Annotated in this window: 17 protein-coding genes and 3 pseudogenes; 6 read left to right on the top strand and 14 right to left on the bottom strand. The window is 57.1% G+C overall.

What is annotated here, in order from left to right:
• Window positions 1-28: 28 nt before the first annotated feature.
• From DSM25558_RS29480 to DSM25558_RS23160, 8 genes and pseudogenes are all read right to left on the bottom strand, one after another.
• A pseudogene (locus tag DSM25558_RS29480) lies at window positions 29-586 on the bottom strand (ABC transporter substrate-binding protein); the annotation flags it as partial.
• A 152-nt stretch (window positions 587-738) separates the two neighbouring features.
• The gene (locus DSM25558_RS23130) at window positions 739-2,064 is read right to left on the bottom strand and encodes an NtaA/DmoA family FMN-dependent monooxygenase (RefSeq protein ID WP_077107019.1); all 1,326 of its coding nucleotides are present in this window, start codon (window positions 2,062-2,064) and stop codon (window positions 739-741) included.
• A 34-nt stretch (window positions 2,065-2,098) separates the two neighbouring features.
• On the bottom strand, window positions 2,099-3,763 hold the full coding sequence (locus tag DSM25558_RS23135) for a dipeptide ABC transporter ATP-binding protein (RefSeq protein ID WP_077107020.1): 1,665 nt from the start codon (window positions 3,761-3,763) through the stop codon (window positions 2,099-2,101).
• A complete protein-coding gene (locus DSM25558_RS23140) occupies window positions 3,760-4,632 on the bottom strand; it encodes an ABC transporter permease (protein WP_077107021.1) in 873 nt (290 codons plus the stop codon). The genes DSM25558_RS23135 and DSM25558_RS23140 overlap by 4 nt, the downstream gene beginning before the upstream one ends.
• A complete protein-coding gene (locus DSM25558_RS23145; RefSeq protein WP_077107022.1) occupies window positions 4,629-5,645 on the bottom strand; it encodes an ABC transporter permease in 1,017 nt (338 codons plus the stop codon). Before DSM25558_RS23145 ends, DSM25558_RS23140 begins: the two co-directional genes overlap by 4 nt.
• Before the next feature lie 61 nt (window positions 5,646-5,706).
• The gene (locus DSM25558_RS23150) at window positions 5,707-7,329 is read right to left on the bottom strand and encodes an ABC transporter substrate-binding protein (RefSeq protein ID WP_077107023.1); all 1,623 of its coding nucleotides are present in this window, start codon (window positions 7,327-7,329) and stop codon (window positions 5,707-5,709) included.
• 36 nt (window positions 7,330-7,365) lie between these two features.
• The gene (locus DSM25558_RS23155) at window positions 7,366-8,952 is read right to left on the bottom strand and encodes an ABC transporter substrate-binding protein (protein ID WP_371480449.1); all 1,587 of its coding nucleotides are present in this window, start codon (window positions 8,950-8,952) and stop codon (window positions 7,366-7,368) included.
• Between the two features lie 80 nt (window positions 8,953-9,032).
• Window positions 9,033-10,031 (bottom strand): MsnO8 family LLM class oxidoreductase, encoded by a 999-nt coding sequence (locus DSM25558_RS23160; protein WP_077107025.1) that lies wholly within the window; start codon window positions 10,029-10,031, stop codon window positions 9,033-9,035.
• A 238-nt stretch (window positions 10,032-10,269) separates the two neighbouring features.
• On the opposite strand from DSM25558_RS23160, the gene DSM25558_RS23165 reads away from it, so the two are divergent.
• Genes DSM25558_RS23165 through DSM25558_RS23175 form a run of 3 tightly spaced genes read left to right on the top strand, consistent with a single transcriptional unit; the run spans window position 10,270 to window position 13,264 of the window.
• A complete protein-coding gene (locus tag DSM25558_RS23165; RefSeq protein ID WP_077107026.1) occupies window positions 10,270-10,896 on the top strand; it encodes a GNAT family N-acetyltransferase in 627 nt (208 codons plus the stop codon).
• Between the two features lie 47 nt (window positions 10,897-10,943).
• A complete protein-coding gene (locus DSM25558_RS23170; protein ID WP_077107027.1) occupies window positions 10,944-11,948 on the top strand; it encodes an LLM class flavin-dependent oxidoreductase in 1,005 nt (334 codons plus the stop codon).
• 17 nt (window positions 11,949-11,965) lie between these two features.
• Complete coding sequence (locus DSM25558_RS23175) at window positions 11,966-13,264, top strand: LLM class flavin-dependent oxidoreductase (RefSeq protein WP_077107028.1); 1,299 nt, start codon at window positions 11,966-11,968, stop codon at window positions 13,262-13,264.
• 624 nt (window positions 13,265-13,888) lie between these two features.
• Here the strand turns inward: DSM25558_RS23175 and DSM25558_RS23180 are convergent.
• Complete coding sequence (locus tag DSM25558_RS23180; protein ID WP_077107029.1) at window positions 13,889-14,779, bottom strand: LysR substrate-binding domain-containing protein; 891 nt, start codon at window positions 14,777-14,779, stop codon at window positions 13,889-13,891.
• Between the two features lie 119 nt (window positions 14,780-14,898).
• Between DSM25558_RS23180 and DSM25558_RS23185 the strand changes: the two genes are divergently transcribed.
• Window positions 14,899-15,771 carry a PhzF family phenazine biosynthesis protein gene (locus tag DSM25558_RS23185; RefSeq protein WP_077107030.1) on the top strand — a complete coding sequence of 291 codons (873 nt, stop codon included), beginning with the start codon at window positions 14,899-14,901 and terminating at the stop codon, window positions 15,769-15,771.
• A gap of 353 nt (window positions 15,772-16,124) precedes the next feature.
• Here the strand turns inward: DSM25558_RS23185 and DSM25558_RS23190 are convergent, their stop codons facing one another.
• Window positions 16,125-16,328 carry a cold-shock protein gene (locus tag DSM25558_RS23190; RefSeq protein WP_077107031.1) on the bottom strand — a complete coding sequence of 68 codons (204 nt, stop codon included), beginning with the start codon at window positions 16,326-16,328 and terminating at the stop codon, window positions 16,125-16,127.
• A gap of 216 nt (window positions 16,329-16,544) precedes the next feature.
• The gene (locus DSM25558_RS23195; protein WP_077107032.1) at window positions 16,545-17,171 is read right to left on the bottom strand and encodes an NADPH-dependent F420 reductase; all 627 of its coding nucleotides are present in this window, start codon (window positions 17,169-17,171) and stop codon (window positions 16,545-16,547) included.
• A 100-nt stretch (window positions 17,172-17,271) separates the two neighbouring features.
• On the opposite strand from DSM25558_RS23195, the gene DSM25558_RS23200 reads away from it, so the two are divergent.
• Window positions 17,272-18,174 (top strand): LysR family transcriptional regulator, encoded by a 903-nt coding sequence (locus tag DSM25558_RS23200; protein ID WP_077107033.1) that lies wholly within the window; start codon window positions 17,272-17,274, stop codon window positions 18,172-18,174.
• 109 nt (window positions 18,175-18,283) lie between these two features.
• On the opposite strand, the gene DSM25558_RS29070 is transcribed toward DSM25558_RS23200, so the two are convergent.
• Both DSM25558_RS29070 and DSM25558_RS23210 read right to left on the bottom strand, forming a co-directional pair.
• The gene (locus tag DSM25558_RS29070) at window positions 18,284-18,535 is read right to left on the bottom strand and encodes a cupin domain-containing protein (RefSeq protein WP_077107034.1); all 252 of its coding nucleotides are present in this window, start codon (window positions 18,533-18,535) and stop codon (window positions 18,284-18,286) included.
• Window positions 18,536-18,779: 244 nt separating this feature from the next.
• Window positions 18,780-19,973, bottom strand: coding sequence for an adenosylhomocysteinase (locus DSM25558_RS23210; protein WP_077107035.1), 1,194 nt, complete (start codon window positions 19,971-19,973; stop codon window positions 18,780-18,782).
• A gap of 126 nt (window positions 19,974-20,099) precedes the next feature.
• Between DSM25558_RS23210 and DSM25558_RS23215 the strand changes: the two are divergent.
• Window positions 20,100-20,237: pseudogene (locus DSM25558_RS23215) on the top strand (IS6 family transposase); the annotation flags it as partial.
• A gap of 798 nt (window positions 20,238-21,035) precedes the next feature.
• On the opposite strand, the pseudogene DSM25558_RS23225 reads toward DSM25558_RS23215, so the two are convergent.
• Window positions 21,036-21,289 (bottom strand): annotated as a pseudogene (locus DSM25558_RS23225) (NADP-dependent oxidoreductase); the annotation flags it as partial.

The following is a 21,289-nucleotide window of genomic DNA, read 5'->3' on the forward strand; positions in this document are numbered from 1 at the left end:
AGGGACCACTGCCATTGGCATTGCGGACAGCAAAATTATCTTTTCTGGCAGCAACATCCTGTACATCGGCGACATTGTTCTTTTCTGCCCAGCCCTTGTCGAGAATATAGGTGCCGGTGAGATTGTTCGGGTAGATCAGGTTGGGTGCGCGAAGTTTCACCTCGACCGTGTAATCATCAGCCGCCTTCACATCCACGACGTCTGCGTGGAGCTGGCGCAGGCTGGATTTTTCGGAACGCACGCGATTGAGCGAGAAGACCACATCCTCTGCCGTCAAATCGGCACCATCGTGAAATTTTACGCCCTTGTGAAGCGTGAAAACCCAGGTAGAGGGATCGCCATCCTTCACCTTCCATTCGCTCGCCAGCCGCGGCACGAGCTTGCCTTTTGCATCACGCCAGACCAATGATTCATAAATCTGATTGAGAAGGGTGCCGCTGACACCATCGTTTTGGGCATGCGGATCGAGTGTCAAAGCGTCCGACGCGCGGGTCCATCTGAGTGTGGCCGCGTCGGCAACACTGGCTGCCAACGAGATCCCGATAAAGGCTGTGATGGCGAAACGCCTGCCCGACATTCTGATCATAAATCTCTCCTGATATGGTCACCTCGCAATGTCGAGGCACTGTCGCAATCTAAAGTATTTTTTGTAGATAGATTTAGAAGACTATTTTGTGCGTCTTGGTGCCGACAGGAGAATTGATTGTTCTCGTTCTACCCTGGATGGAACATGACATTTCACGCCGTTTTTGCTGACGCTCGTGAAGCGCTTTCGCTCGAAACAGTGGGTAATTCCAGATTGGCGCGGAAGTCCTCGCCGATGTAATCCGTGTCGATCAGATCGCGGCGGCGCAGTTCGGGCAATAGGCCATTCAAAAGCAAATCTTCCTGATCGGGATTACCCAAGCCATGCAGGGAAATGACGTCGAGAACGCCAGCGCGGAATCTTTCTTCAAGGGCGTCCGCCAGTTCTTCCGGTGTGCCTGCAACAGACCAGTGGCCGGTTTCCTGTGCCTGAATGATCAATTCACGAAGACTGAGACCCTGGCGCGCATAACGCTGGAAGATTTCTACGCGTCCGCGCCTGCGATTGATGCTGGTGACATCGGGAATGAGCGTGTCCGGCAACGGCTTGTCCAGCGGCAGGTCTGAAAGGTCGAGATGCCCGCCCAGCATGTCCGCCAGTTTCAGCCTGCCTTGCTCGTAGTCGATCCGCTCGTGTTTCTCTTTCAGGCGACGGGCGACATCGGCGTCGCTTTCACCAATGACGGAGTGGAAAGAGTTCATGATGAAGGGCAGATTTGCGCCGCGACCAAAGCTCTTTGCGCGGTCGCGCAGCGTTGTGACGAAGGCGATGGCATCTTCCAACCGGGGCTGGGAGGTATAGACCACTTCGGCATAACGCGCGCCCACATTGACCCCGGCCTCGGATTGCCCGGCCTGGAACTGAACCGGGCGTCCCTGCGGCAGTGGCGGTATGTTGAGCGGACCATCGACGCTGAAATGCTTGCCGCGATAATCGATGCGGTGGAATTTCGCCGGATCGATGGAGATGCCGCCCGAGCGATTGCGCTTTGCAGCATCGCGCTCATTGGCATCGTAAAGCGCATTGACGATTTCGATGAATTCCGCGGCCCGCTCGTAGCGCTCTTCGGGGCTTGGCAGCGTCTCGCCAAAATTCTCCTCGCCGACAGAGGACGTCACCGCGTTCCAGCCTGCACGGCCACCGCTAGCATGATCGAGCGTACCGATCAGCCGTGCCAGATTGTAAGGGTGGTGGAAGGTGGTCGAGACGGTGGCGATCAGGCCGATATAGGATGTGACCTGGCTGAGCGCCGCAAGCGCGATGATTGGCTCCTGCGTTCCCGTCGTTCCGGCAAGTCCGGCCGGGTCTGTTTGCAGAAGATCGGCCGTGAAAAGCCCGGTGATTTTGTTGGCCTCTGCGATGTGCGCCAATTCCACGGCACGTTTGGCCCCTGCTGCCGGGCTGATGTCATTGGCTGCGGCGACGAAATTGCCAGCGCCGACCAGCGTTTTCAGGCGATGGGAACGAACAGGCGTCATGGTGGACCTCCTCAATGGATGAATGTTTCAAATGTCAGGCCAGAACCGGTACGGCATCCAGCAGGGCACGGGTGTAACTGTGGCGAGGGGCGGCAAAGACGTCCGTCACCTGGCCGGTTTCTACAATCCTGCCATCCTTCATGACGACGACGCGATCCGTCAGATGATTGACCACGCCCAGATCGTGAGAGATGAACAGGAGCGATGTGCCAGACGCAGCCTGGAGTTCGGCCAACAGGTCGAGCACCTGCGCCTGAACCGACACATCGAGCGCGCTCACCGGCTCGTCTGCGATAAGCAGGCGAGGGCGTGGTGCAAATGCACGGGCAATGGCCACACGCTGTCGCTGGCCGCCCGACAGCTCTCTTGGATACCGATCAAGAAATTGCGGTCCGAGACGCACAGCATCCAAAACTTCCAGAACCCGGGCACGGCGGGCCGGGCCAAAAAGCCCGACTGAATCGAGGCTTTCCCCGACGATCTTTTCGACCGTGTAGCGGGGATCGAAGGAGCTAAGCGCATCTTGTGCGATGAGCTGCATATCTGCGCGCCGGGGTCGTCGGGCCGCTTCGCTGATATTGCTCCAGGGCTTGCCGTCGATCAGAACGGTGCCGTCATCGGGCTCGACAAGCCCGAGTATGATCTTCGCCACCGTCGTCTTGCCGGACCCGGACTCCCCGACAATGCCCAGCGCTTCGCCGGATTTAAGGTCGAAGGAGACATCGTTGACGGCAGGCGCTTCCCCTGGCCCGCCATAACGCTTGAACAGATTGCGCGCCTCAAGGATGCGCTTACTGGCGTCGATAACCTTTTCCGGCAGGGCAATCCGCACCCGCTCGATAGCTTGTGCGTGGACACGCGGTTGCGGTGTCGGCTCATAACTTTCACTTGCCGGGGAAAGCCGGAAACCTCTGGAATGGGCTGAGGGAACGGCGTCCAACAATTGCTTGGTATAGGGATGTTGCGGCCTGGAGAGGATCTCGCCGGTCGGCCCTTCCTCAACGATCCGACCATGTTTCATTACCAGCACCCGGTCCGCCAAGCGCGAGACGACGGCCAGATCGTGGCTGATCAGCAGCAAGGTATGTCCGGCCTCGCGCCGTTCCGCCAGAAGATCGAGGATCTGCTTTTGCACCGTTGCATCGAGCGCGGTTGTCGGCTCATCGGCAATCAGCAACGAGGGATGTCTGGCAATGGCGGTGGCGATTAGTGCGCGTTGGCGCAGGCCCCCGGATAGTTGATGGGGATATTGCGGCAACCGCCTGTCGGGATCGGGAATGCCGACCGAGTGCAGGAGCGCACGGCTGTCGGCCTTCACATCCGACCGAGAGAAAAAGCGACGTCCACCGACAGCGTCGGAAAGCTGTTGCGAGATGCGCCGTAGCGGATCGAGCGAGACGAGCGCGTCCTGAAGGACGAAGCCGATCTTTCCGCCGCGCAAACGCCGCCAGTTCTTGTCACGAAAGCCGAGAACATTGTCTCCAGCGACCTCGAATAGATCGGCCTTTACCTGTGCACCGGCACCCACGAGGCCAATGAGCGAACGGGCAGTGACTGACTTTCCTGAGCCGGATTCGCCGACCAGCGCCACGGTCTCGCCGGGATTGATGGTGAGATCGAGGCCATGAACGACGGTGTTCTCGTCCCGACCATGAGGGAATCCGATAGTCAGATTGCGGATTTTGACGAGCGGTGTCATGCCTGCCTCCTGCCGTCGAATGCGGCTTGCCAGTGCCTGCCGACTACGCTGATGGAAATCACCGTGAGTGTGATGGCGATGCCGGGCCAAACGCCGATCCACCAGGCGACGCGCAAGTAGTTGCGGGCTTCGGCCAGCATGGCCCCCCACTCAGGTGCAGGCGGCTGCGGCCCCATGCCAAGGAAGCTTAGTCCCGATGCCTGGATGATGGTGGTGCCCAGGCCAATGGTCGCCAAAATGGGAACCTGCGCTATGGCGTGCGGCAGGATGTGGCGCAGCACAAGCACGCCCGGCGTCAGCCCGAAGGTTTTGGCCTGCTCCAAATAACCGCTTTTGGCGATCACGAAGGTCTGGGCACGCACCATTCTGGCAAAGCGCGGAACGGATGCGATGCCGAGAGCGAAGATGAGATTGACGGTGCCGGGACCGGTAAAGGATATCAACACCAGCGCCAGCAGCAGGTCTGGAAAGGACGACACAACATCCAGCGCGCGGGTTATGACTTCGTCCACCACGCCGCGAATAAGACCGGCTAGAATACCGAGAAGCGATCCGAAAATGGCAGCAACGGCGACAGCACTCACGCCGATCAAGATCGAATATCGGGCACCATGCACCACGCGGGAAAATACGTCACGGCCCAGATGGTCGGTGCCGAACCAATGGGCGGCGGATGGCGGCATTTGCGACTGCAACGGATCAGCCATGATCGGGTCGCTCGACGTCAAAGCCTGCGGCCAGAAGGTTGCCACAAAAACGAGCACCAGAAAAAGCGATGCAATAACGAGACCGGGTCGAGATATCGCTGCCCGCAGCACGCGCCCGGTACGCGCTTGTGATGTATTCGGTAATTCGGAGATCAGGCTCATCGACCGGCCTCCCGGCTTTCGTTGCGCAAACGCGGATCGACAAAGAGATAGACGACATCGACCAGCATGCTCAAAACGACATAGATGAAGGCCGAGATGATCGCGACTGCCAGCACGACGGGCATATCGTGCGCTAGGACTGCGTCCACGGTGATGCGGCCAAGACCCGGCCTGCCGAACACCGCTTCGGTGATGACCGCGCCGGACAGCAGGTTGCCGACCAGCCAGCCGGTTAGCGTGATGGCGGGGAGTGCTGCATGCCGCAGGCAATGGCGTAATTTCAGCACGAGTTCACTGGTTCCCCAGCTGCGAACGGTCAGCGCAAAAGGTTCCTCCAATGCCCGTTCCAGCCCTTCACGCAGCACCTGCCCGACGACAGCGCCGAGCGACAGGCCAAGGGAAAGCGCAGGCAACACCAGAGCGGCAAAGCTTCTGTCACCCGATACGGGAAAGAGTTTGAGCGTGAAGGAGAAGATGAATAGCAGGATGATGCCGAGCCAGAAAGACGGCGTCGAAATCAGCACAAGTTCCAGCCCGCCCGCAATGCTGCGCGGCAGGCGTTTGCCCGCGGTTAACACAGCACTTGCGACGGCAAAAACGATGGCGACGACGAGGGCAGCCGCCGTGAGTTTCAGCGTGGGAAGGATCTGGGATAGAATGAGATTGTAAACGTCCGTTTGCAGAATATAGGAGCGTCCGAAATCACCATGCAAGATGCGGCCAAGATAGTTCAGATATTGCGTGAATAGGGGGGCGTTCAAACCCCATTCCGCCCGAATGGCCGCTTCGACCTCCGGTGTTCGCAATTGCTCTCCGATCAGCAACGTGACGATATCACCCGGTGCGAATTGCAGGCTGAGAAAGCTCAGCGTCACCGCCGCCCACAGAACGAGGATGCCGGAGCCGATACACGCGGCAATCTGCGATGCAAGACCGTTGCGGTTCAGCCGAAACCGACGAGACGCACGAACGGAAGATGCCCCGCCGATCAAACTGGTATTTTCTATACTCATGCTCTCTCGCTCCTGATGTGGCCCTGCGACTGGGAGTCGCAGAGTTTCTTGACGACAAGGACTATTCGCTGCGCCAGATGTCGTAGGCGCTTTCAGGCAGTTGCTTGAACGGACGGAAGCCGATGCCCTTCACATGGGCTGCGGCAGCGACCTGATCCTCTGGTTCATACAGGGGCAGGGCGTAGGCTTCATCGACAAGCGCGAAGCGCTGGAGCTTTGCGTAAAGATCGAACCGCTTCTTGTGGTCCAGCGTCGAGGCCGCTTCCTTGAGCCATGTCCCAAGCTCCGGTGCCGAAGCGCGGCTGTAGTTGATCGAGCCGCCTGCGTCGAGTGGTAGGTAGTGATATTCGATATCGATGGCATCGGTCGGGGTATTGGAATTGGCAATCGAGCCGAACTGGCCGGTTTTTCGGCGTTCGGTATAGGTACCCGCATCCACGAAGACGATGGCCAGATCAATACCTGCGGTCTGGCGCGCCTGCGCCTGAAGTGCCTGCAACAGCACATCGCGCTGGTCACGCACCGTGGCCTGTGCCTGAATGACTTCAATCGTTAAACGCTTGCCATCCTTGGTGCGAAAACCCTGCGCATCGCGCTCTTTCCAGCCTGCCTCATCCAGAAGCGTATTGGCGAGCTTTGGGTCCGCGCCATAGGATTTCTCGATGCTTTTGTCGTAAAACTGCGGATCGATGGGCGATGTGATGCCCCATGCCCGTGTGCGTTCGCCGCGATAGACCGCCTTCAAGACGGCATGTACATCTATGGATGCGATTAGCGCCTTGCGAACATTGAGGTCCTGCGTCGGTCCCCATGTTACATTCAAGAATAGCGAATAGGGCGTGCCGGTGTTGAGTGCGGTTTGATAGCTGTATTCGGTATTGACCTTGAAGAGGCCCGCATCATTGCCGGAAACGCCTTCGATGACATCGACCTGACCGGACGTCAGCGCACCGACACGGACCGACGACTCAGACAGGAAGCGATATGTGACCTCATCGAGATAGGCCGGTCCCTGGTGGGATGCCGTTTTCGGTGCCCAGTTGTAAGCGGCGTTCTTCTTGAAATGGATTTCCTGCCCTTTGGCGTAACGCTCCAGAATAAACGGTCCAGTCCCTGCAATTTCCGGCCCACCGGATTTCAGCTGTGCAGACTCGAAGGCTGCCGGAGACAGGATTTCCAGACTGGCGGCATAATCCAGAAACGGCGCATAAATCTCTTTCAGCGTGAAGGAGACCGTATGGCTATCGACCGCCTTGACCTCCGAAACACGCGATACCGGACCGGCGCTGACACTGCCGGAATAGGCTGCATCCTTCAGCTTGGTGAAATTCGTGACCACAGCATTGGCGTCGAATGCTTTTCCGTCGGTGAACGTCACATCGCGGCGCAGCTTGAACGTATAGGTCTTACCGTCCTCCGAGATCGAGTATTCCGTTGCCAGCCATGGCACATAGCCACCGTCCGCTGTTCGTGCCAACAGGGATTCGTAGACATTGCGCAGAAGAAGCTTTGTCTTGTCCTGACCGTTGAGATGCGGGTTGAGCGTCGCGGGTTCGGTTTCGACACCCCATGTCAACTTACCGCCGCTCACTGGTTTTGCGTTTTGCGCCAGCGACAATGCGGGCATGGTGGACGATATGAAAATGGCAGCGCTTAAAGTCAGAATCTGTCTGCGAAAAAGCATAATGAGTGTCTCTCCGTAAAATATTCATTGTTTTTGCTAGGCCTGCTTTTGCAGCCAGATGTCGTAGGCGTTTTCGGGAAGCCGCTTGAAAGAGCGGAAGCCCACACCCTGCACCTGCGCAGAGGCGGCGATCTGGTCTTCCGGCACGTAGAGCGGCAGGCCGTATGCCTGTTCGAGCAGGGCGAATCGCTGAAGTTTGGCATAGATTTCGAAGCGCTTTTTGGCGTCCAGCGTCGAGGCCGCTTCATCCAGCCAAGCGGAAATCTCGGGCGCTTCCGTGCGGCTGTAATTGATCGACCCGCCCTTATCGCGCGGAAGATAGTGGAAATAGATCGTGGTGCCGTTTTCCTGCGTCGTGGTAGAATTCGGAATAATGCCGTATTGCCCATCCTTCTGTCGGTTCGCATAGGTTCCGGTATCGACATATTGCAGGGCGAGATCGATGCCCGCATTCTGTCTGGCCTGCGCCTGGACGGCCTGAAGCAGAATGTCGCGCTGGTCGCGCAACGTCACCTGGGACTGTATGATTTCGATGGTCAGCCGCTTGCCATCCTTCGTGCGGAAACCTTCGGCGTCGCGCGCGGTCCATCCGGCTTCATCGAGCAAGCTGTTTGCGAGTTTGGCGTCGAAGCCATAGGCACGCTCGATGGACTTGTCGTAGAAATCCGTATCGGCGGGGGTCAAGATCCCCCAGGCGCGCTGCCGTTCTCCGCGATAGACCGACTGAATGACGCGATCGACATCGATCGCCGCAAGCACCGCCTTGCGTACCTTGACGTCAGTCGTGGGCCCGTTCTGCGTGTTGAGGTAAAGCGTGTAGGGCGTGCCCGTATTGATCGCGCTTTGATAGGTGAATTCGTCGCTGTCCTTGAACAGGCCCGCATCATTTCCGGCTATGCCTTCGATCACATCCACCTGACCAGAACTGATGGCACCGGTGCGAACGGAGGCCTCCGACAGAAAGCGATAGATGACCTCATCGAGATAGGCTGGGCCCTGATGAGCCGCATTTGCCGGTGCCCAGTTGTAGGCCAGGTTTTTGACGAAACGTATCTCCTGACCTTTGACATAACGATCAAGAATGAAGGGGCCGGTTCCGGCGAGTTCCGGTCCACCTGATTTCAGCTGGGAGGATTCATAGGACTTCGGAGACAGGATTTCGATACCGGCCGCACCATCCAGAAACGGCGCGTAAACCCGGCTCAATTTCAAGACGAGCGTGTGGCTGTCCTCGGCAATCGCCTCTTTCAGATGGGAGACATGACCGGCACTGATGCTACCCGAATAGGTCGGCTCTTTCAGTTTGATGAAGGTGAGCGCCGCGGCTGCAGCATCGAGTTTCTCACCATCGCTGAATGTCACGTCATCGCGCAGATGAAACGTGTAAGTCTTGCCATCCTCCGAGATCGCGTAGTCCTTGGCCAGCCACGGCACATATCCACCCTCGGGCGTGCGGGCCAGAAGGGATTCATAGGCGTTTCTCAAAATGAGCTTTGCCTTTGCCTGGCCGTTCAGATGAGGATTAAGCGTGCTCGGCTCCGTTTCCACACCCCATGTCAGCGAACCACCGGTTAGTGGAGCGTTTTCGCCAGCGGCAAAGCCGGTTCGAACGCCGGTTGTCATCGAGAGAACTGCTAAACTTGCCCCGGCTAGAAAATGTCGTCTCGTGACCATCTCGTGGATCCTGATGTTGGGAAAATGGTTCAGGCTGCAAGAGATGCGCGTGCGCGGCCCAGAAGCTCTATGGTTTGCAAGCGCTGTGCAGGTGCCGTTGCAGGGCAATCAATGATGAATTCCTCCACCCCGAAAGCGGTGTGCAGCCGGTGAAATGTGGCATGGACCGTTTCAGGCGAACCCTGAATGAGAAGTGGTGTCCGCTCTTCGATCCGGTACTGTATGGCTCCGGCCTGGCGAACATATTCAAGCGCCTGCGCCTCGCTTCCGACATTGACGCCCTGACCGCCTTCGATCTCGACGCGAAAGCGACGAATTTCATGACTGAGGTCGATTGCCTGCCCCGTGGGTGCCGTCACGACGCTTGCTGCCAGAAGGGCCGTGGTGCCGCCCGCTTCGCGGTAGGCTGAAATTGCTTCTGAAATCGCCGCTTCATCGCCGTTGATATGGCCCGCATAAACGAAACCCCAGCCAAGGCTTGCTGCCAGTTTTGCGCTTTCGATACTCGCGCCCAGCAGAAAGCCCTGCGGTGGCAGATCAGGCACAGGGAATGCCGCCAGACTGTCTTCGCCGTCCTTGCCGCTCTTGTCGTGTTGCAAGAAGCCAGCCAGCTCCCGCAATTGCACTTCAAAGCTTGGCTTGCGGACCGGGTCATAAGCGCCCTGGAGCGCGCGGGTGGAAAGCGGCAAACCGCCCGGTGCCTTGCCGACCCCAAGGTCGACGCGGCCCGGTGCCAGCGCAGCAAGAAGATTGAAATTTTCCGCCACCTTGTAGGCGCTGTAGTGTTGCAGCATGACGCCGCCGGAGCCGATCCTGATATGTTTGGTCTGTGCCAGCAGGAAACCAATCAGCACTTCCGGAGATGAACTTGCCAGTTTTGCCGTGTTATGATGTTCGGCGACCCAGAAGCGCTTGAAGCCCAGCTCCTCGGCTTTTCGGGCAAGAGAAAGTGTCCCGGCCAAAGCCAGATGTGAACTTTCCTGCTCGTGAATGGGGCTTTTGTCGAGAAAACTCAGCGCGTAGGGCATTGATCTTCCTTTGCAGGATAAACGTCGCAATTCCCTTAATCTATAATTTTAGTATTCTATTTAATCGAGCAATGATCTTCCAATAATCCATCGCCGGATAAACGATCGTGCCGTGCAAAGCCGGGTGCAGGCATGCATTCTAATGGCAGAGGTGTCGACGTCGGGACCAGCCTTGTGTCGTTGCGGCAGTCGGTTGGACACCAGATTTTGACGCAGATTGTTGGTGGGAGACATGTCTATGGCGGATACGATCGTTCGCTCCTCTCTTCTGGAGCAGGCGGCACAGCCACTGATTGACGGGCTTGCGAGTGAATACGACAAAAGATACGGCGCGGATTCGCGACCGGGCGGCGCAAGAGCCGAGATTCTCCGCTATCCGGTCCAAGCTTTCAGACCGGCCTTGGGTGACTTCCTGTTGATTGAACGGGACGGGCAAACGATTGCCGGGGGTGCCTTCATGAGCCATGACGATGAGACGGCGGAACTGAAGCGTATCTGGAGCCGGGATGATCTGCGACGGCAGGGCCTGGCCCGGCGCATCGTGCTTGCGCTGGAGGCAAATGCTGCAGAACTCGGTTACACCCGGACCTATCTGTCGACAGGCTTCCGTCAGCCGGAGGCAACCGCCCTTTATATATCGCTTGGATATCGGCCCCTCTTCGACACCACGGTCGACCCGCGGCTCTATCGCTCGCTACCCTTCGAAAAACTCATCGGCAGCAAAGCGGGCCAGACACCAACGACGCCGATCTACCCGCCAGCCGGTTCATTTGAAGAGGCGACGATTAGAGTGACCAACCTCAAAGCCGCGCAGGAGCGGAAAATCATAGATCGTTTGAAGACCTATGAGACCACGGCGGCATAGCTGCGCGCTCATACATCGACTAACCGCCGCACACACAGGACACCGCTATGACACAACGACACGATCTGCACATCGGCATCGGCTTGGATGCCGCCTCTCATTCCCACAATCCGTCGTCGTCGTGGCCATTATTCTGGAGCACGTTAATTGGCGATCTGGATGGCGCAGTCGCCTTCGTCACCCTTCGGGATGGATATGCCCGTAAAACATCCGATGGTCCGGACGCAGTGCTTTTGGCCAACTGGCTGGCGGCAAGAACGCAGACACTTGGGATCATCGCCGGCGCACCCTTGAATTTTCTCGAGCCGTTTCACGTATCCACGGCAATAGCCACGCTGGATTATGTCAGTCAGGGCCGCGCCGGGCTTCTTGTCCAGCAATTGCGCGGGGACAGGGCGGAGGAGGCTGGAAGGACGATCGGTAAACTCAAGGGCTTCCCAACCATAGACGATGAAGCATTGCAGCAGGACGCAGACGACGCTCTCGAAACCATTCGCCGCCTGTGGGACAGCTGGGAGGACGACGCGGTGATCCGGGATAGCAAGAGCCAGCGGTTTCTGGATGGCGACAAGCTGCATTACGTCAATTTCCAAGGCTCCGACTTCAGGGTTCTCGGCCCATCCATCACCCCCCGACCACCGCAAGGCCAGCCGGTTGTCGCGATTGCATTGACGGAGCAGGATGATCCCTCGCTCGCAGCAAAAGCCGACCTTATCTTTCTGCGGCAAGCGGAGAACGTATTCGGGCCTCTCATCCAGACCTTGCAAGGACTCCCGGCTGCGTCATCCCCGATCCTCTTCGCGGATATCAGCCTTGGCACCGATACGGATATCACCGGTCTATTTTTGGAAACGATCTCCGATGCCGCGCACGCCGGAATCAATGGCATTCGTCTCGTTCTCGATGATCCCGAAAAACAGGTCCGCTCTCTGCGAGAAGAGGTTTTGCCGGCTCTCACGGAGGCCGGGCTCATTCGCGTCGACGACAATGGAAGCCTGCGTCAGCGCCTCGGCTTGCCTGTCGCCATCAATCGCTATGCCCGCGTTGCCTGACCAAAGAGAGAAAATCCATGTCGAAAAAACAGATCATTCTTGGCGCTCAATTTCCGGGCGTGAACAATTTCACCGTCTGGAGCGATCCAGCCGCCGGAAGCCAGATCGACTTTTCATCCTTTCGCCATTTTGCGCAGACAATCGAGGCTGGAAAGTTCGATTTCATCTTTCTTGCGGAAGGCTTGCGCGTTCGCGAACAGAAGGGCCGCTTTCACGAACTTGATGTCGCGGGACGTCCCAATACGCTTGCCATACTGACTGCGCTGGCCTCCATCACCGAACATGTTGGACTGATCGGCACCTTGACGACGACCTTCAACGAACCCTATCCGTTGGCTCGGCAACTTGCCACCCTCGACATATTATCCGGCGGTCGTTCGGGCTGGAATGTCGTTACGTCTCCGGGTGCCTTTACGGGTGCCAACTTCCGCAGAGGCGATCATCTTCCTTTCGAAGAGCGCTATCAACGCGCCCGCGAATTTCTCGACGCGGCGCGAAAGATATGGGCAGGCGGCGAGTTCAGCCACCGTTCGAAACATTTCGACATCGCTGGGCAAACAAATCTTGCGCCCTTACCACAAAGCGGTCCGGTCATTGCGCAGGCCGGAGATTCCGAGGAAGGACGCGAACTGGCTGCAAGCCGAGCCGACCTGATTTACTCGCGCCACGGCACGCTCGAGGCGGGGCAGGCTTTTTATGCCGATGTAAAAAGACGCCTTGCGCGACACGGACGCCACTATGATGCCCTGAAAATTCTTCCTGGGGCCAATTTCGTATTGGGCCACACCGCCGAGGAAGCCCGGGAAGCAGAAAAGTCCATCCGGCTTCAGCAGGTCAGTCCAAAAAACGCAATCGTCTTTCTGGAGCAAGTGTGGAATCGCGATCTGTCGGCCTACGATCCCGATGGACCGCTGCCCGAAGTAGACCCTGATGTTTCCGTCACCCAATTGGCCCAGGGGCGGGCAAACCGCTACGATAATCGTCTGGAAACGGCCAAGGCTTGGCGTGACATTGCCGAGCGTGACAAGCTGAGCATTCGGGAACTGATCATCAAGGTCACGGCCAGACAGCAATTTGTTGGAACACCGGAGCAAGTCGCCAGCGACATCAATACATATGTCCAGGCCAACGCAGCCGACGGCTTCGTCTTCGCGCCGCATCTCACGCCCGGTGGTTTCGATGAGTTCGTGAAAAGCGTGGTGCCAATTCTTCAGGAATGGGGCGTGTTCCGTCGTGACTATGCTGGCGGGACGCTGCGCGCCAATCTGGGTTTGAAAGAATCCGCGGAGCAAGATCAAAGCCTGATTGCAGTGTGAGCGAAGGGCGCGATTACCGTCATCAACACAATATGCCTTGCCTTGAAACAAGCGCAAATCGTGGTAGCAATCATATTTGTAACCGGCATTAACAAAGGGCCTTCGATCGAAGGCATCGCGCTACAGGCTCGTCTGCAAGTTCTTCGGTGTCGATGAAGTGAAAGCGGCAATCTCGGCGATTACTTTAGGCAGCGATTTTGGTTGCTGCGACGCGAAATGGTCTTCATTGGGTTAAGGTTGCCAGCTCACCGTGAGGTTCAATCGAGTAGCGGCTAGGGTGCTAACGTGGGGCTATACATTTGGCGAGGATAAGGCAGACATCCTTTGCATGAAAGCAGCTGTTTATGTGCCAAAGGAGACTGTGCTGGAGACGCGCCGTTGCACGAGAAACTGGACAATGTAGTTTTAACAGCCATTTGTGTGATGGTCGTACCTTCCATCTCACCACGACAAAAGCGTCTGTTCTGTAGTGGTCCGTGGGCATCCACGATCGATGATATTCAATGGCGATGGATAAGTATCGATCGTTCTAATCCTCTCGGCCCGCAAGAGCCGCCGAGGCTACACCATGGCGCGCCATATTGCGATGACAACACAAAGACCGCTGTTTGCTGCATGAGCAGACTATAGTGTTGCAAAGCTGGCCTGAAACCATGTCCGGAGTGCTGTGATGTCCGCCCGATGTGCCAGACCTGCAGCGCAGACAAAATGATAGGCGTCGCCGGTGAGAGACTGGGCGAAGGGTGCCTGTAACAGGCCCGCAGCAAGAGCATCGACCGCCAGAACCCGACTGACGATTGTCACGCCCTGACCGGCGATGGCGGCCTGGACAGCCAGCATACTGTCGGGAAACCGGGGGCCGGCATCGGTATCCAAGCCCGTGAAGCCGGCCAGCGCGCACCAGCTTGACCATTCCGGCGTCGGCGATGGGCGGTTTCGTCCATCGATATGGATCAGCGTCGCGTCTCTCAAATCGTCCAGGTTCGAAACGCCGAGGTTGGGACTGCAAACGGGCGTTAGCTGGTCCGTGCAAAGGACCACGCTAGTCACGCCGGGAAATGGACCGTTTCCATAGCGTATGGCGGTTTCGATCCCGCCTGGCCGCAAATCTTCCACGACATTCGACGAATGCAGCCGGAGATCGATGGTGGGAATGGTCTTACGCAGCGCTTCAATTCTGGGTACTAGCCAGTGGCTCAGAAATGCGGTCGTTGACGAGAGCGTTACCGCAGTTGGCCCTGTGTCCACTCGCAATTGTGCGACCACTCTTTCGATCTCACCGAATCCGGCGGCCGTCGCTTCATAGAGAGCCATTCCTGGCAGGGTCAGCGTTACAGCCCTGGGTGTGCGGTTCAAAACGCGAAACCCAAGATAGGCTTCGAGTTGCCGGATCTGATGGCTGATGGCCGTCGGCGTAACGAGAAGCTCTTCGGCCGCCGCCTTGAAACTTGTCCTTCGCGCCGCCGCTTCGAAAGCGCGAAGAGACGACAGCGGTGGCAGGCGCGTACGGGTCATGCTGAATCCATTTCATCCTCAAGCTGAGAAGTTCGATCTTTCTCCACACTGGAAAGTAATTATGGTCTCCGGACAGGTTTACCTCAAGGGAATAACTCATCCAATGTAAGGGGCAGCAAATGACCGAACTGGTTGCCGGTATTATCGATGTCTTTGCGGAAGTGCCCTTGACGGGCAACCCGCTCGCCGTGGTGCAGGGTGCCGACGATCTGACCGGGGAGCAGATGCGGCGGATCGCGGGCGAATTCAATCAGGCCGAGACGACGTTCATCATGCGCAGCACGCGCGCAGACTGGAAACTGCGATCCTTCACCGCCAGCGGCGTGGAGGTTTTCGGCGCGGGGCACAACGCGCTTGGAGCCTGGCTCTGGCTGGGAGAGCACGGGGATCTCGGCTCGCTGGGGACCGCGCGGACCTTCAGGCAGGAGATCGGCACAGATGTCCTGCCGATCGAACTCGTGTCGATCGATGGCCGCGTTCATGGGCGGATGCGCCAAGCGCCGTTGCGCATGTCAGCCGCATTGGAAGATATCGGGCCGTTGGCCTCCGCCCTCGGCCTCGCTGATGGCGACATCCTTTCGGAGCCAAACCCGCGTCCCGCCGATACCGGAGCCGCGCATCTGATGGTCCGGGTCCACGATGCGGGCGTCGTCGACAAAGCGCGCCCGGATGCCCGCACGTTGCTTGCCGTTCTCGGCAAAACCGCAGCAGAGGGCTGCTACGTCTATGCCTTCGACCGCAATGTGCCGGAGAGGGCTTACGCCCGGTTCTTCAATCCTACGGTCGGTTTGTGGGAGGATGCTGCAACAGGCACCGCGGCCGGACCTCTCGCTGCCTACCTTGCGGCCACCGGAAATCTAAAAGCGGGCGAACTGGAGATCGAGCAAGGCACGAAAATGGGTCGACGCAGCATTCTGCGGATCCGGCTCACGCCTGACCCGGAACTCTCGGGGACCGGGATTGTCGTATTGCGTGGCATGTTCAGTCTTTAACGCCCAGCGATCCTTGCATACTGCTGAACTACAACCAAGATACCCCACTCTTCACTGGGCAACTTCACACTGGTGAATTCGCGATGAAAATGGCAATGGAAAACTGGCAGGGTAAGGTCAAATTGAAAACCCGGGACTCTCCTGACAACTGGTGCAAAGATGGCTCTTAGATCAGATGACGTCTCGTACGACTGAAGGACTGCTGTCTCATATCTATAGCCGACGATCCTGATGTGGGCGACAACCGCTTCGTGATCTACATTACTATGAGAGTCATACTGACCGTCTCTCTAGTTCTGTCGTTTCGGGCGGGGCGATCCGACTTGGGTTTCGCCTGTTGACCAATCGTTTGCCTAGATTACCAAAACGTTCTCAGCTTTGGACTTACCTGTCTTGCGATCCTGCCCGACTTCAAAGGTTACCTTGTCACCCTCTCGAAGCGAATTTCCCCGCTCTAGCGCAGAGACATGTACGAACACATCCTGTCCGCCATTTTCGGGCGTGATGAATCCAAAGCCTTCGTCATCGTTAAAGAACTTTACAGTACCCGTTGCCATGTTTTAACCTATGAAGTGATCGTTGCCGTAAGACGAGAGTATCATTAAGACCGACTATTTTGACTATACGCGACGAAACTGAAAGATCTCACCGTATAGGATGGTGTGACTTGTCATGCGCTCTAAACATAAAGCGGCGCGCGACATCGCGGTAACCATTATAAACCAAACCGCCGTTTATCGCGATCAGGCTTCTCAACTGCCTCCCCGCCCGAACTATCGGATCGTTTTTTCAAGCTCATCTTTCAGATGTTCGGCATCCATCGGGACACAATAAACCGACCTGCCGCGCTCCAGTCGCCATCCCTCGGCGAGGAGGCCGGCATCCACCGGGTCGAAGCCGAACTGGTCATAGAGCCCTGCGACGACTGCCTTATCGGCGGAATTGTCGCCGGCCAAGGGAAGGCCACGCCGTTTAGACGATCCTGGCAGACGTCCACCGTTTTCGAGGTCATCCATGATGATCGCATTGAACGCCTTGACTATTCGTGAGCGTGGAAGGTGGCGCGCCAGCATTTCGCTTGTCGTTGTCTCGCCTTCGTCCAGTTCCGGGATGTTGCCGTCGCGTTCAACGTAATAGTTGTTCGTGTCGATCACCAGTTTGCCCGCGAGTGTCTCAACCGGAATAGACCGATAAGCTGCCAGTGGAATCGCGATGACAACGAGGTCGCCGAACGCTGCGGCCTCGTCGGCAGTTCCTACCTGGCAGGCAATGCTGCGGCTTAGGCTGAACAGGGTCTGAGGACCGCGAGAGTTGCTCAACATGACCGAATGGCCCGAAGCGACAGCGAGCTTGCCGATGGCACGGCCAACCATGCCTGCCCCTATAATTCCAATTTCCATAATGTTTCTCCGGTGAAGTGGCGAACGCAGCTTTAATTGATCGTTGAGTTCGGATAAATTGCGAATATGAGCAGACATTCCCAACCATTAGGAGGCAATCGTGGACAGGTTTTCCAGCATGGCCGTTTTCGTCAAAGCTTCCGACCTCGGCTCCTTTGCCGCCACAGCAGATGCGATGGGAATGTCACCCCAAATGGTCGCCAAACACATTGTGTTTTTGGAGGACCGACTTGGGACCGCCCTGCTTCACCGTACGACGCGACGACAAAGTCTGACCGACGTGGGAAGGATCTTTTATGATCGCTGCAAGCAACTGCTTTCAGACGTCGAAGCGGCTGAATCCGTTGCACTTGATATGCGTTCCCAGCCAAAAGGTCTGCTCCGGGTCAATGCTCCCATGACCTTCGGTGCCTACAGTCTGGCACCGTTCGTGACGCGCTATCTCGATCGCTATCCAGACATGCAAATAGACCTTACTCTCAACGACCGTTTTGTTGATCCGTTCGAGGAGGGGTTCGAGGTGATGGTCAGGATCGGCGAGGTCGAAGACCTGTCGCTGATCGCACTTCCTCTCGCTCCCTATCGACTGATTGCATGTGCGTCTCCGGACTATCTTATCCGGCGAGGCACCCCTCGAACTCCACTGGATCTGGAGCAGCACGATTGCCTTGCCTATGGCGACGGGCCGTCTTCGGTTCCCTGCCGCTGGCAGTTCACTCGCAGCGGCAGATGCGAGGAGGTGCGCATCAGCGGTAGAATCCGTAGCAACGACTGGAAGGCCTTGTTGCATGCCTCGATCGCAGGCTATGGCATCACCTTGGGACCGGAAAGCGTACTGAATGCGGAAATCTCTGCCGGGCGACTTGTTCAAGTCCTGCCCGATCACGATGGTCCGTCTCGTCCAATGCACGTGATCTACCCCGCCGGGCGCCGACCTACTGCGAAGGTACGAAGCTTCGTCGAAGCGCTCACGGACGAATTCAGGAAGGTCGAGACTACGTAAAAGGCAGAAGTTCCAGCAACCGGTGAGTGCCACAGAAAACGATTGAACCAACGGGTCGTTGGTGCCGATCCTTTCAAAACCCTCCTTCAGATCGGTTTGAAACCCCTCATCAGGAAAGGCCGCACCAGGCACCGCAGCCGGTGCCGTGCAGGATGAGGTGTCGTTGATCCACGAGTGTCTTGAGATGACCCTTGATGGTGCGACGGCTTGCACCAGTGCGCCGGGCAACCGAGACCGCTGCTCGGCGACCGCGTGGAGTGTCCAGCTCGTCACGACCGTCCGAACGGTAGGTCTCGAAAAAATGTCCCCCTTCAAAATGTTGGTTTAAGCCTAACCGGACTACATTTTCTTTCCTGGTCATTGGTGCTCATGCTTTCAAGTCTTAGCAAGTGTCTTCGATGCATACCTGTAGTCCGTTGGTTGATCGACGTTTCGTTGCCGATACCGTATTAAGCTTTCAGCGGGCCAGGATGAGTGCCAAAACCAATGCAGATGGTTGGTGTGACAGAACGCAGTCACGTAGGGGAGGGGATCCCTGCGGCTCTCCGTTAAGATTTCAACCCGCCCGCCGCTCTCAGAGTCGCCTTACAAGAAAACCCGCCCGATCAAACCCACGCGCGCAGGGCCAGCGAGCACACTTCACGTTCGATTTTTAGAGAGACAGGATGGACACCTGTGGCGACGCTGCGACCCAGCAACGCCATTTGCTCCAGGCTGAGTGACTGGAGCGCAAGTCCGAGATCCATGATCTCGATCGGGTTTCCATCTCCCGCTGCGAGATTGACGAGGTTTCCGTCGGTCAGCAGAAAGACCCGTCTTCCCCCATCGAGCTGATATTCCTTCACGCCATCGCGGCAATCCTTTATCGAGATGGCGGCGCTTTCCAGCCGATCAACCTCGATCTCCGACGAAAAATGCCCCGCATTGGCCAGAATGCAGCCGTCGCGGAGCCTTGTGATCGCGTCGAATGTCAAAGCACCGTCGCGACCAGTCACAGTGACTAAAATCTGGGCCTGGTCGAGGCAGTCATCGAGATCGGCAGTCCTGAAACCTTCGAGATGGGCTTCTAGGCGGTGCATGGGGTCACGTTCGACGACGATGACATGGGCACCCATGCCGCGAAACCTCTGCGCTACGCCAGAGCCGCAGTAACCATATCCAACAACGACCACCGTTTTGCCATGCAGCATGACATTCGTTGCTCGCATCACGCCATCGACAACCGAACTGCCGACACCATACCGATTTTCGACGATCTTTTTCGCCTGAGTGTCATTGATGACCCAAGTGGCGAAATCGAGGTTCACATTATTTTCTCTGAGGCGGTACGCACCCGTTGTCGTTTCTTCGGTACTGCCTCTGATCGTGGTGCGCAGCGCTTCGAATTCCGGTTCAGTCGCGAGCAAAGTCAGAAGATCCGCGCCGTTGTCAGCGATAATATCGGGTTTCGAGCGGAGAACATCCCGGCAATGTTGGTCATGGGTATCACGACTGTCAGCTTTAGCGCCCAATACTGTAATCGACGGGTGCTTGTTCAATGCTTCGGCGACATCATCTTGCGTTGAGCCAGGGCTACCAGTTATTGTAATTTCTGCGCCGCCTGCTGTAAGTGCGTCGAGCCAGACGCCTGTTTTTGCTTCAACATGCAGACATATGCCGATACGAAGACCTTTAAACGGAGTCTCGCGTGCGAAGCGGGCCTTGATGTCCGCAAGGATCGGCATGTGAGCACGCGCCCACTCTATCTTGCGATGTCCGCTCTCATGTTCTTTGGTTGAAGAGATGGTCATGTCGTTCATTATAAAACTCCAATTCATATTTCAATCTGGATCTGGTTCGGTGAAAGCTGATGCCGTGGGCAGGTATCGGTATGCCGGGCAAAGTAACGTTAACCCTGCATCGATCAAACTGTTAGATTTTGCTGCATGACCAGATCTGCCCGTGATCCTCTTTATTGTCGTCACCGATTTCCGGCGCAAGTGATAACCCATGCCGTTTGGCTGTATTTCCGATTTCCGCTGAGCCTGCGGATGGTCGAGGATCTGATGGCAGCGCGTGGCGTGTTTATGCAAGCCATTTGACCCCGCGATAGGCACCGAAGGATGACCCCGGCGAGGCAGCAAAAATTGATACAAATGCTGCCTAGCATATGGGGTCACCCTTCCGCGCCGAAAGGGGCCAGCCTTGGAGGCCGGATGACACCAGCCGTTCTTCCCGGGCAATGACACAGCCGGAATCCAGGGGCTTGGTCTCGGTCTGCGTATTTCGTCCAAGATTGCGGGTGCTAACGGCGGCATGCTCAGCATCGTCGAGCGAGCGAAAAACGTTCATTCTCAGAATGCGTGCTGAGGATAGCTCGCCTGTTTGGCCTTTGATTTGATGCTCGCCAGCGGCGCAACGGTGCCCGTAAAGTCAGTCGAGACCAGACGCCTAAAAGCTGCGTCACTTCAATCCTGCTAGGCTGGGCGGTTAGTCCTCTTCAAGGAGTCGGACGACGCTTTGTTTCATGTGCAAATCCATTGCGGAACGTGCGCGTTCCGCATTGCCAACACTGATCGCTTACGAACCGAACCCGATGGCAGAAGGGGCTGCTATTGCAACCCGGACCTGCAGTGATCCAGTGAGTTATCTGAACCATTGACAAGAGCCGACCATATGCCCCGGTCTTCTGATGAAGACAGATCTTTTAAGCGGCAAGTCCTTGCTACGCGCAATTTACAAGCTCCTCGTTTCACTGTAGCGACATATGTGAAAGCGTCGAGCGGGCGGAACGCGCCGCCACCTGCAATCCGGTCGTGGAAATATCAGGAACGGCGCGATAGCCTTAAAAGTCGTTGACAGGCAGGCGCTGTCTTGATCCCTCAGTGCTTGAGCACGACTTTGCCCGGTGCTCCCGCTGCTACGGTATTTTGCGCCAGACCAATCTCCTCAAGAGGAAAGATATGGGAAATCGGGATAATCAACAGACCGCGCAGGGCAGCATCAAGCACGGCGTCGAGCGTCACTGCATCGGTGCGGTGGAAGAGTTCATGAATGGTGACACGCTCTCCGTTTTTGGCGGCTTCCGGCACCGGAACGATGCTTGCAATCGTGCCGCCATCGCGCACATGACTGA

The sequence above is a fragment of the Agrobacterium sp. DSM 25558 genome (assembly GCF_900100825.1).
GTDB lineage: Bacteria > Pseudomonadota > Alphaproteobacteria > Rhizobiales > Rhizobiaceae > Agrobacterium.